General features: G+C 46.1%; 10 protein-coding genes and 1 pseudogene. 3 read left to right on the top strand and 8 right to left on the bottom strand.

Annotation, left to right across the window (positions count from 1 at the left end):
• From ACEW8S_RS17465 to ACEW8S_RS17485, 5 genes and pseudogenes are all read right to left on the bottom strand, one after another.
• Positions 1-94 (bottom strand): annotated as a pseudogene (locus ACEW8S_RS17465) (chromosome partitioning protein ParB); the annotation flags it as partial.
• A 21-nt stretch (positions 95-115) separates the two neighbouring features.
• Positions 116-889, bottom strand: coding sequence for a ParA family protein (locus tag ACEW8S_RS17470; RefSeq protein ID WP_373519400.1), 774 nt, complete (start codon positions 887-889; stop codon positions 116-118).
• A 114-nt stretch (positions 890-1,003) separates the two neighbouring features.
• A complete protein-coding gene (locus tag ACEW8S_RS17475; protein ID WP_373519401.1) occupies positions 1,004-1,336 on the bottom strand; it encodes a septum formation initiator family protein in 333 nt (110 codons plus the stop codon).
• 8 nt (positions 1,337-1,344) lie between these two features.
• Positions 1,345-1,953 (bottom strand): uridine kinase, encoded by a 609-nt coding sequence (udk, locus tag ACEW8S_RS17480; RefSeq protein ID WP_373519402.1) that lies wholly within the window; start codon positions 1,951-1,953, stop codon positions 1,345-1,347.
• 152 nt (positions 1,954-2,105) lie between these two features.
• On the bottom strand, positions 2,106-3,734 hold the full coding sequence (locus ACEW8S_RS17485; RefSeq protein ID WP_373519403.1) for an acyl-CoA carboxylase subunit beta: 1,629 nt from the start codon (positions 3,732-3,734) through the stop codon (positions 2,106-2,108).
• Between the two features lie 222 nt (positions 3,735-3,956).
• Between ACEW8S_RS17485 and ACEW8S_RS17490 the strand changes: the two genes are divergently transcribed.
• The 3 genes from ACEW8S_RS17490 to ettA all read left to right on the top strand — a co-directional run bounded on the left by ACEW8S_RS17490 (position 3,957) and on the right by ettA (position 7,028).
• Positions 3,957-4,940: a Gfo/Idh/MocA family protein gene (locus ACEW8S_RS17490; protein ID WP_373519404.1), complete on the top strand. Its 984-nt coding sequence runs from the start codon at positions 3,957-3,959 to the stop codon at positions 4,938-4,940.
• 116 nt (positions 4,941-5,056) lie between these two features.
• Complete coding sequence (locus ACEW8S_RS17495) at positions 5,057-5,239, top strand: CAL67264 family membrane protein (RefSeq protein ID WP_026809274.1); 183 nt, start codon at positions 5,057-5,059, stop codon at positions 5,237-5,239.
• Positions 5,240-5,336: 97 nt separating this feature from the next.
• Positions 5,337-7,028 carry an energy-dependent translational throttle protein EttA gene (gene ettA, locus ACEW8S_RS17500; protein ID WP_373519405.1) on the top strand — a complete coding sequence of 564 codons (1,692 nt, stop codon included), beginning with the start codon at positions 5,337-5,339 and terminating at the stop codon, positions 7,026-7,028.
• Positions 7,029-7,118: 90 nt separating this feature from the next.
• Here ettA and ACEW8S_RS17505 read toward each other — a convergent pair whose 3' ends face one another.
• From ACEW8S_RS17505 to ACEW8S_RS17515, 3 genes are all read right to left on the bottom strand, one after another.
• Positions 7,119-8,513, bottom strand: a complete 1,395-nt coding sequence (locus ACEW8S_RS17505; RefSeq protein ID WP_373519406.1) for a M16 family metallopeptidase — start codon at positions 8,511-8,513, stop codon at positions 7,119-7,121.
• Between the two features lie 2 nt (positions 8,514-8,515).
• Positions 8,516-9,907, bottom strand: coding sequence for a M16 family metallopeptidase (locus tag ACEW8S_RS17510; protein ID WP_373519407.1), 1,392 nt, complete (start codon positions 9,905-9,907; stop codon positions 8,516-8,518).
• Positions 9,908-9,972: 65 nt separating this feature from the next.
• Positions 9,973-10,782 (bottom strand): MBL fold metallo-hydrolase, encoded by an 810-nt coding sequence (locus ACEW8S_RS17515; protein WP_373519408.1) that lies wholly within the window; start codon positions 10,780-10,782, stop codon positions 9,973-9,975.
• Positions 10,783-11,067: the final 285 nt, after the last annotated feature.

Below are 11,067 nucleotides of genomic sequence, written 5' to 3' on the forward strand. Positions count from 1 at the left end.
TACGGTCCGTGGCTGTCTGAATATCGTTGTCGGGGTCTTTTAAGAGTGCGGAGAGTCCACGCCCGAGTGCCTGTTTTTTGGTTGCCTTCGCCATTGGGTTGCCTTTACTTTAGGTTTAAACTACGGCCTTGTTTTTGGTCAGTACCTCGTTGGCCAAGTTCAGATAGTTGGCCGCGCCCTTGCTGCTGGCGTCGTACTTGATGATGCTTTCGCCATAACTGGGTGCCTCGCTCAAACGTACGTTACGCTGTATAATAGTGTCAAAAACCATATCGGAAAAATGCTTGCGCACCTCTTCGACGACCTGGTTCGAAAGGCGTAAACGGGAATCGAACATGGTCAACAACATCCCTTCGATATCAAGATCGGGATTGTGTATTTTCTGGATACTTTTGATAGTATTCAAAAGCTTGCCCAAGCCTTCTAGGGCAAAATACTCACATTGAATGGGAATGATGACCGCATCGGCCGCGGTCAGGGCATTTAAGGTCAAAAGGCCCAATGAGGGCGCACAATCGATAAGAATATAATCATAGCTATCCCGTAAATCTGAAATCGCTTCTTTCATTTTGTACTCCCGCCTGTCTTTGTCCACCAGCTCGATTTCGACCGCGACCAGATCAATATGTGCGGGAATGAGATCGAGGTTGGGGGAGTCGGTGGGTATGATAATTTCCTTTGCGGTAACGCTATGTTCAAGCAACTGATAGGTGCCCAGTTCCACGGAATCCACATCGATACCTAGTCCCGAAGTCGCGTTCGCCTGCGGGTCCGCATCGATCAACAGCACCTTCTTCTCCAATACCCCCAACGAGGCGGCGAGATTGACCGTCGTCGTGGTTTTTCCCACACCCCCTTTTTGGTTCGCAATAGCAATGATCTTGCCCATTATCCGTCTAAATTAGGGGGTAAAAATACGATTATTTACGATGCCTTCGAAACCATTTTGTTAACACGAAGTGAACAACGGTAACGATTTGCGTTAAAGTTCGTTAAGAGTCGGCTACTCTTTTTTACTCCCTTTCAAACTATCCTCATATTCGATTAGATAGATTTCCTCGTTCTTTTTCTTGAGGTAGTACTGTTCGCGGGCGAATTTTTCGAGTTCTTCGGGGTCGGAGAGTTTTTTTAGGACCTTTTTATCCTCGGCAATCTCAGTTTTTAAGAATTCTTGCTGTTTTTCGAGCTTCCTGATTTCCTTTTTTAATTCTAAATGGATGAGAAGGGAATTGGTATCGAAAAAAACCATCCAAATCACAAAAACGGTCAATACCAAAACGTACATGTTGGTAAAGACTTTAAACCATTTTTTCTTCCGTAAAACTTTTAGGCCCATAAGCTATACTAATCCAGTTTCTCGTTGATGATCGTCCGTACTATATCAACTGCCACCGTGTTGTATTTATTGTTCGGGATGATAATATCCGCATATTCTTTGCTGGGTTCGATGAACTGGAGGTGCATGGGCTTAATGTTCGTCTGGTATTTGTCAAGGGTCTCGTCAAGGTTCCAACCGCGCTCGTTGACATCCCTTTTTAATCTTCGGATGAGCCTCTCGTCGGAATCGGCATGCACGAATATTTTGATATCCAGCATTTTACGGATAAGCGCGTTGGTCAGAATTAGAATGCCCTCGACAATCAGTACCTTGCTTGGGGATATCAGGACGGTTTTGTCCGTACGGTTACATTCCAAAAACGAATATACCGGTTGTTTGATGGATTTTCCGGCTTTTAGCAGTTTGAGATGTTCTTCCAACAATTCAAAATCGATTGACTGTGGATGGTCAAAATTGGTCATGCGTCGTTCTTCCAAGGACAGGTGCGAGAGGTCTTTGTAGTAGGAATCCTGTGAAATCACGCCCACTTCCCCGTCCGGAAGCTCGTTGATGATCTGGTTTACTACCGTCGTTTTTCCGCAGCCCGTGCCGCCCGCGATTCCAATGATTAACATGGTGATTAAATTTTTTTCAAAAGTAGGAAAACAAAATAGACCGCTGCGCTTCTGGAACTAAGAACCCGGACGAAGGATTCGGCCATAAAGGCTGTCTAATACTAAAAAAGTCTTTCCTCTAGTTTCTGGCGACTCGCCCGGAGGCGGCTGGTTCAAACCTGCAAAACCCCCATGTTGAAATCCTTTTTGATCGGCGCATGATCGGCCGCTTCTATGCCCATGGAAATCCATTTTCGGGTGTCCAGCGGGTCGATGATGGCATCCGTCCACAATCGCGCTGCGGCGTAGTAGGGGGATACTTGGTTGTCGTAGCGGTCCTTGATTTTGTTGAACAATTCGGCTTCTTTTTTTTCCGTAATCGTTTCCCCCCTCTTTTTTAGGGACGCCTTTTCGATCTGCAAAAGTACCTTGGCGGCGGAATTTCCGCTCATGACCGCCAGTTCCGCACTGGGCCACGCGACGATCAGCCGAGGGTCGTAGGCCTTGCCACACATGGCATAGTTGCCGGCGCCATAGCTGTTGCCGATAACAACGGTAAACTTCGGTACTACGGAGTTGCTGACCACATTGACCATCTTGGCACCATCTTTAATAATACCGCCATGTTCGCTCTTGCTGCCGACCATAAACCCGGTGACATCCTGTAAAAAAACCAAGGGAATCTTTTTTTGGTTGCAATTGGCGATAAAGCGTGTGGCCTTGTCCGCCGAATCGGAATAGATGACGCCCCCGAACTGCATTTCACCCTTCTGTGTCTTGACCACTTTGCGATGGTTGGCCACGATACCCACGGCCCAACCGTCGATACGGGCGTAGCCGGTCAAAATCGTCTTGCCATAACCTTCTTTGTACTGTTGGAATTTAGACTCGTCTACCAAGCGTTTGATGACTTCGAGCATATCGTATTGCTCGTTTCTCGCGTCTGGTATCAGGCCAAAAATATCATCGGGATTTTCCTTAGGTTTGTGGGCTGGTTTTCGGTCGAAGCCCGCCTTGTCATAGGACCCTATCTTATCGATCAGATTTTTAATGATATTTAAGGCATCTTTGTCGTCTTTGGCTTTATAATCGGTCACGCCACTGATTTCGGAGTGTGTCGTGGCCCCGCCAAGCGTCTCGTTATCCACATTTTCGCCGATAGCCGCTTTGACAAGATAGCTGCCCGCCAAAAAGATACTTCCCGTCTTTTCGACAATAATGGCCTCGTCGCTCATAATCGGCAGATAGGCACCCCCGGCCACGCAACTGCCCATAACAGCGGCGATTTGGGTGACGCCCATGCCGCTCATGACGGCGTTGTTGCGAAAAATACGCCCGAAATGTTCTTTATCGGGGAAAATCTCGTCCTGTAACGGTAAATACACGCCGGCGCTGTCGACCAAATAAATGATGGGCAACCGGTTTTCGATAGCGATTTCCTGTGCCCTTAAATTCTTTTTCCCGGTGATGGGGAACCAGGCACCTGCTTTGACCGTCGCATCATTGGCGACCACAACGCACTGCTTTCCCGAGATATACCCGATTTTGACCACAACGCCACCGGACGGGCATCCACCGTGTTCTTCGTACATTCCGTCACCCGCGAAAGCGCCGATCTCTATACTATTTTTTTCCTTGTCCAACAAATACTCGATCCTCTCGCGTGCCGTCAGTTTTCCTTGGTCATGCTGCTTTTTGATACGTGCTTTTCCACCGCCCAGTTTTACTTTGGCCAGTCGATTTTTTAACTCGGAAACAAGGAGTTTGTTGTGGTCTTCGTTTTTGTTGAATTTAAGGTCCATTGAATGCGTTTATGTTAAGTCCTAAAGATAGGCAGGAAAAATTCAAAGATAGGCAGGAAAAATTCAAGGTTCAAATGCTAGTTCGTAGCTGTTTGAAGGTCTCAAACACAAAGTCAAAATTTGTAGGTTTTTCCCTTGAACCTTAAACCTACGGAAGGTAGAATTGAACCCTAAATTTTTCTGTGAAAATTCCTTACTTTTGAAAAAATCCAAACCCAAATTATGGCAGATAAAATACGATGGGGCATTGTGGGCCCCGGTCACATTGCGCACAGTTTTGCAAAAGACCTAAAGCTGGTCGAAGACGGGGAATTAACGGCGGTAGCGTCCCGAAGTCTGGATAGGGCGAACGAATTTGCCGATGAATACGGTGCCGAACATCGTTTTGGGTCCTATCAAGAACTCTTTGAATCCGATGTCGTGGATGTGCTTTATATCGCCACGCCGCATACCTCGCATTGCGAACTGACCATTGAAGCCCTTAATCATGGCAAGGCCGTGCTTTGCGAAAAACCTATGGGCATCGACGCCGATCAGGTAAAAAAGATGATTGCCGCGGCAAAAAAGAACGGGGTCTTTTTGATGGAAGCCCTTTGGAGCCGCTTTAATCCCTCCATAATCAAGGTAAAGGATTTGATAGGGGAAGGTAAAATTGGCGATATCACCTATCTCAATGCCAATTTCGGATTTTATGGGTTGGATAGGGACGAAAACGGTCGTTTGCTCAATCCCGATTTGGCGGGAGGTTCTTTGCTAGACATCGGTATCTATCCTATTTTTTTGGCGTATCTTATTCTAGGGAAACCGGACAATATCGAAGCGGTTTCCCTGTTCCATAAAACAGGGGTTGAAACCCAGACCTCCATGATTTTTGAATATCCCCATGCCCAGGCGACACTCGCTAGTGGTTTACGATCGAATTTGCAGATGCGCGCGGAAATTGCGGGCAGCAGGGGTTCGGCGTATTTACATGAGCGATGGCACGAGGCGCAGGGATATTCCATCGAAATCGATAAAAAGATGGAGGATTTTGACCTTCCCACCAAGGGCAAAGGCTATACCCACGAAATCTATGAAGTGCACGATTGCCTGAGAAACGGAAAACTGCAAAGTGAAAAATGGAGCTTAAAAAACAGTCTTGACCTTGTTAACCTTCTGGATGAGGTTCGCAGCATAACCGGAACGACCTTCCCGTTTGAGGAATAAATCGGAAAGATTTTATGCTATGCTTATACTATTGAGGCAAACAAAATACCTTCTGCACAAAAAGTTCGTTTTATATTTCCGATATTTGATTTTACTTAAAACCGAACCAAAACACCATGGGAATGAACAAAAATACCGTACTGGCATGGGCCACTTTTATCATGATAATCGTCGGCCTGGCGTTGATAGCCCTTGGCGCATTTCGCTATGACGATGTCGCCGGGTGGGGCTTCGCATCGGTCGGTATCGGATTTTTTGCCATTGCGTGGGTATTTAACGCTCTCAAGGGCAGGGTGTGATACGTTCAATTTCAAGCCCAAGTGCAAGTATCAAGTTCAGATGAAATAAATCGCACTTGTACTTAAAATACTATACCTTTTCTCATAAACTTAAGAAATGAGCGACGATAAAAAAGTCATTTTCTCGATGTCGGGAGTGACGAAATCTTACAAAAACGCCAACACACCTGTACTAAAGAACATTTATCTCAGCTTTTTCTACGGTGCCAAAATCGGAATTCTTGGCCTGAACGGATCGGGAAAATCCACTTTATTACGCATAATTGCCGGGGAGGATAAAAATTATCAGGGCGATGTGGTCTTTTCTCCGGGATACAACGTCCGCTATCTGGAGCAGGACCCGCAGCTTGACGAAAACAAGACGGTTTTGGAAATCGTGAAGGAAGGCGTCGCCGAGACCGTGGCGATACTGGACGAGTATAACAAGATCAACGATATGTTCGGCCTTCCGGAAGTTTATGAGGATGCTGACAAGATGCAAAAGCTGATGGACAAGCAAGCCGCACTCCAGGATCAAATAGACGCCTCAAATGCCTGGGAACTGGACACCAAACTTGAGATTGCGATGGATGCCCTGCGCACGCCCGAAGGGGACAAGAAAATCAGCGTGCTCTCCGGAGGTGAACGACGTAGGGTCGCGCTTTGCCGATTATTGTTGCAAGAACCCGAAATCCTTTTGCTCGACGAACCTACCAACCACCTGGATGCCGAATCGGTTCATTGGTTGGAACACCATTTGGCACAGTATAAAGGCACGGTAATTGCCGTCACCCACGACCGCTATTTCTTGGACAATGTGGCCGGATGGATCTTGGAACTGGATAGGGGAGAGGGCATCCCTTGGAAAGGCAATTACTCGAGCTGGCTAGATCAGAAGTCCAAACGTATGGCGCAGGAAAGCAAGACCGCCTCAAAACGCCAAAAAACTTTGGAGCGGGAGCTAGAGTGGGTGCAGCAAGGTGCCAAAGGCCGCCAGAAAAAACAGAAGGCCCGTCTGAACAACTACGATAAGCTGATGAGCCAAGATCAAAAGCAGTTGGACGAGAAATTGGAAATCTATATTCCAAATGGTCCGCGCTTGGGTACCAATGTTCTGGAGGCCAAAGGCGTCAGCAAAGCCTACGGTGACAAATTGCTTTATGAGGACCTAAATTTTAAACTTCCCCAAGCGGGTATCGTGGGAATCATAGGCCCCAATGGTGCCGGAAAGACCACGATATTCCGAATGATTATGGGCGAGGAAACGCCTGATAAGGGACAGTTTGAAGTAGGCGAGACGGCAAAAATCGCCTATGTTGATCAAAGCCATTCCAACATCGATCAAGAAAAGACCATTTGGCAGAACTTTAGTAATGAACAGGAACTCATAATGATGGGCGGCCGCCAAGTGAACTCTAGGGCGTATCTAAGCCGGTTCAACTTTTCCGGAAGCGAGCAGAACAAGAAGGTAAACATGCTTTCCGGTGGAGAGCGCAACCGCCTACATTTAGCGATGACCCTGAAGGAAGAAGGTAACGTTTTGCTTTTGGATGAGCCTACCAATGATTTGGACGTAAATACCTTACGTGCCTTAGAAGAAGGTTTGGAAAACTTTGCCGGCTGTGGGGTGGTCATCTCCCACGACCGTTGGTTCTTGGATCGGGTCTGTACACATATTCTGGCCTTTGAAGGCAATTCAGAAGTCTACTTCTTCGAAGGGTCGTTCTCCGACTATGAAGAAAACAGGAAAAAACGTTTGGGTGCGGATATTATGCCGAAACGGATTAAATACAAGAAGCTGATTCGGTAATCGGCAGATTGCTGATCGTTTGGATATCCATTTAATAAAATTTCAAAATCCTTGAATTGCGGACGGTGCTTAGCGCTGCCAATTTTGCCATTACTGTCCCAACGGCTTTTCAATCGTCTCTTGGATCTGATTCTCTATTTTCTTTTTATCCCCAACCACTATTAGCGTCATGTTTTCGGGCTGGATATACTTTTGGGTCATTTCTTGCACTTTTTCTGGGGTCACGGCATGCATATTCCTGACTTTATCAGTCAAAAACGACTCGTCTAGATCATGGATATCCAAGAATATCATCTGGCCGATTATTCCGTTGGGCGAGGAATTCTGGAGTACATACAGTCCCGATTCATAGTTTATTATTCCAACCATCTCCTCTTGGCTCGGTGGTTCGGTCTGTAATTTCTCGATCTCATTCTTGATTTCCTTCAAGGAAGCCCCGGTATGTTCGGTGGTAACGTCTGCCACTTCATACCATACTCCAGATTTGTAATTGGTGTCGAGCGCACTGTAAGGGGAATAGGTGTATCCCTTGTCCTCACGAATATTACTGGTAATTCGTGACGCAAAAGAGCCCCCTAAAAGAGAATTACTGACGTCTAATGCGATAAAATCCTTATCGGAAGGCCCTATTACCGGAAGACCGTAGTAAATGGTGGATTGTGGAGCCCCGGGTCGATCGATAATTTTTACCTCGCCGGACATGGCCGGCTCTGCCACCCTATAATCGGTGGCGGTACCCCTTCTCCAGTCGGAAAACGAATTTTCAACCGCTTTTTTGACTTTTTCAGAATTAAAGTTTCCAGCAACGTAAACCGTAGTGCGATGAGCACCAAAGTTTTTATCATAAAATTGCTTGATATCCTCAACTGAATACGAAGTGATCATGTCATCGGTCGGAAATATTCTTCCATACGGATGATCTGGATATATTTCGGCGAAAAAGGCACTACTGGCTTGAGCGCCAGGCTCGGCCATACGAACTGACAGGTCGCGCTTCATATCGTTTTTAAGCCGGTCAAGTTCCGTTTGGGGCCACTTCGGATTTTTGAGTACATCGGCCATCAAGGTAATGGCATCGTCCGCAAACTCGTATAGTACGGAACTGCTGATCGAAGTCGTGTGTACCCCGACCCCGATATTCAGGTTACCGCCCATTCCGGCTATTTCATCGGCAATCTGTTGGGCACTTTTAGTAGTACTGCCTTCTTCCATCAAATCGGCGAGCAGATCTGATAACCAGACCTGATTTTCTTTTTCGTCGATATTCCCGGTCTTGATACTAACCCGAAGGGTAGCCTTCGGAATGGATCCATAGGGCACCATGACCAAGGTCAGTCCGTTATCGAGTCGAACGACTTCTTTTTTAGGTAGGGTGAAATCTTTGGGTTGACCCCCTTCGGGGGGTTGCGTTTTATCATTTTTTTGCGCAAAGCCCCATGTGGTTAAAAGTAAAAGGGCGAAGGTATATATAAATGCGTTTTTCATTTTTACTGATTTTTGTCGTTCTCTGCCAAGAGCGGATTTACGGTCAAAATGGTACGGTTGCTGTTGATCAAATAGTCATCGATAGTTTTCTTGAGTATTTCGGGAGTTATTTTTTTGAATTCTTCCTCGAGCGTATTGATACGTTGTGGATTGTCATCGAACAGGGCGAAGGTGGCCAAGAGGTCCGCACGGCCCAGCCCGAAAGTACCGCCCAGTTCATCGTACAGTTGCGAGCGTATTTTGACAATGGCTCGGTCAAGGGTTTCTTGCGATATATTTGCTTTTAAATCGACCATCGTTTCATCGATTGCCGTTAGTACATCTTCTCTTGATGTATCGTTGTCATAAGTAAGGTTGTACATCCATAACATGGGCCCCTTGTAGTTGAACATGTTGCCCAAGTAGTTAATGCCACCGCTAACATCGGAGGTGAATCCTTTTTCATTTTCCAGTTTTTGTACTAATAGACTGTTGTCTCCCTGAACCAGAATCTGGTCTAAAAGTCCCATCGCATAATATTCGGGCGAATTCCGTTCCGGCATGTGGTAGGCCAATGCAATAGCAGGTTTGTTGGCTAGGGAATCATTTTTTACGAATTCTTTCTGCTCGGTCTGTTCAGGTTCTGAAATATCAGGCTGCGGTGGAAGTTCGGCAGCAGGAATATCCCCAAAATACTTTTGTATCCATTTTTTGGTCTCCTCCAGATCAAAATCCCCTACAACTGAAAGTGCGGCGTTATTAGGCGAATAGTAGGTCTTAAAGAAACTGGCCACATCTTCAAGATTGGCCGCATCAAGGTCTTCAAGATCTCCGTAGAAATTGTGGGCGTTGTACCAATTTTCGTTGGCATATCGGGGCATATCCAGCCAAGGAAATCCACCATAGGGCTGATTGAGCACGTTAACCTTTACCTCGTTTTTGACTACTCCCTGTTGGTTGGTCAGGTTATCCTGGGTGATATCGAGCCCCCGCATACGATCGGCCTCGGCCCAAAGCATGGTTTCCAGTTTATGGGAGGGTACGATCTCGAAATAGTTGGTAAAATCGAACCGGGTCGATCCGTTGAGAACGCCCCCGTTTTGCTGAATAAGTTTGACAAATTCCATTTTTCCCAAATTTTGGGAACCTTGGAACATCATATGCTCGAACAAATGTGCGAACCCGGTGCGGTCCTTCGGCTCTATACGGAAGCCGATATTGTAGTATACCGCTACGATCGCGGTCGGGGAGGTCTTATCCTGCGAAAGGATGACTTTTAGGCCATTGTCCAAGGTGTAATACGCTACCGGGACTTCAAACTGGGCCGTTTCTTCTTTTTTTTCCTCCTCTTGGGCGCAACTCAACACCAAGAGTGCCGATATGAGAAGAAGGAACCGTTGGGATGCTAGCTTCATGTATTCGTTGTTTTAGGTGGTATGTTTTATTGGTATATTTTTGAGGGAAAATGGTACATCATGGCCTAATAATCTTCATTTGGATACCAATCCAACAGCACCACCTCAATATCGGGATTTCCTGTATTGACCAATTCCTTGAATTTGGCCACATCGCTGACATCGGGCTTTCCTCGGTAGTGATAGGGGTAGACCTGTTTCGGTTTGAAATCCAGCACCGCTTCGGCAGCGCTCTTGACGGTCATGGTGTAGGGGAGGTTCATACAGACAAAGGCCTTATCGATATCCTTTAGGTTCCGCATTTCGGGAATATCCTCGGTGTCGCCCGAAAAATAGATGCGCTCATCGCCCATATTCAACAGATAACCATTGCCTCGGCCTTTGATGTGGAAATCCTTGGCCTCATCGCGCAGGTTATACATGGGAATCGCCTCGACGTTGATATCATAGCGTTCTTTGAAATCACCGTTATTCAAGACATCGATTTGCGGCGTAAATTCATCCGGCATTTTATCCGCAACGGCTTGGGGCATCATGATCTTGGCCTTTTCAGTGTCCAGTGCTTCCAAGGTTTCGAGGCTAAAATGATCGCCGTGGATGTCCGTCACCAAAATAAGATCTGGTTTTTGTTGCCCCTCAAAAGCTTCGGTACCGCCGACGGGATCAACGTAAATGGTGATGTCGTTCCAATGCAAAACGGCCGTTGCGTGCGATATTGGGGTAATTTCCACTTCTTTCATTACTTCAGGGGGCGAGATTCCATTGACGCCGTAAGTAGGATCCGAATCCATATCAAGGTTTTCCTGTTTCTTGGTTTCTTTGCATCCTAGGAACACAAGGCTACCGATAAGTGCGATACCTATTGTTTTTTTCATGATATACGTTTTATTGTTTTGTGAACCTTTTCGATAATCGCACGGTCGAAACAGGACCATGACTACGATTCGAAAATTACAATTATTTTGTGGTTTTCCCCAACAGAGTCCATTGCATCATCCGTTAATGCTAATAATCTTAGATAAAGTTAAAATATTTCGTACTTTTGAACGGGATACAATTTGAATTATCCTTATTAAAAAATCTAAAAATAAAATCCCACCGTATATATAGGGATAAAAATCAAACAAACAATTCAAGTAATTAATCTTTACATTATGACT

This window comes from Pricia sp., assembly GCF_041745955.1.
In the GTDB taxonomy this organism is placed as follows: Bacteria; Bacteroidota; Bacteroidia; order Flavobacteriales; family Flavobacteriaceae; genus Pricia.

Bases quoted from the DNA above. Each gene is read 5' to 3' on its own strand.
- ACEW8S_RS17470 (WP_373519400.1), bottom strand. From the start codon at position 889: ATGGGCAAGATCATTGCTATTGCGAACCAAAAAGGGGGTGTGGGAAAA.
- ACEW8S_RS17475 (WP_373519401.1), bottom strand. From the start codon at position 1,336: ATGGGCCTAAAAGTTTTACGGAAGAAAAAATGGTTTAAAGTCTTTACC.
- udk (WP_373519402.1), bottom strand. From the start codon at position 1,953: ATGTTAATCATTGGAATCGCGGGCGGCACGGGCTGCGGAAAAACGACG.
- ACEW8S_RS17485 (WP_373519403.1), bottom strand. From the start codon at position 3,734: ATGGACCTTAAATTCAACAAAAACGAAGACCACAACAAACTCCTTGTT.
- ACEW8S_RS17490 (WP_373519404.1), top strand. From the start codon at position 3,957: ATGGCAGATAAAATACGATGGGGCATTGTGGGCCCCGGTCACATTGCG.
- ACEW8S_RS17495 (WP_026809274.1), top strand. From the start codon at position 5,057: ATGGGAATGAACAAAAATACCGTACTGGCATGGGCCACTTTTATCATG.
- ettA (WP_373519405.1), top strand. From the start codon at position 5,337: ATGAGCGACGATAAAAAAGTCATTTTCTCGATGTCGGGAGTGACGAAA.
- ACEW8S_RS17505 (WP_373519406.1), bottom strand. From the start codon at position 8,513: ATGAAAAACGCATTTATATATACCTTCGCCCTTTTACTTTTAACCACA.
- ACEW8S_RS17510 (WP_373519407.1), bottom strand. From the start codon at position 9,907: ATGAAGCTAGCATCCCAACGGTTCCTTCTTCTCATATCGGCACTCTTG.
- ACEW8S_RS17515 (WP_373519408.1), bottom strand. From the start codon at position 10,782: ATGAAAAAAACAATAGGTATCGCACTTATCGGTAGCCTTGTGTTCCTA.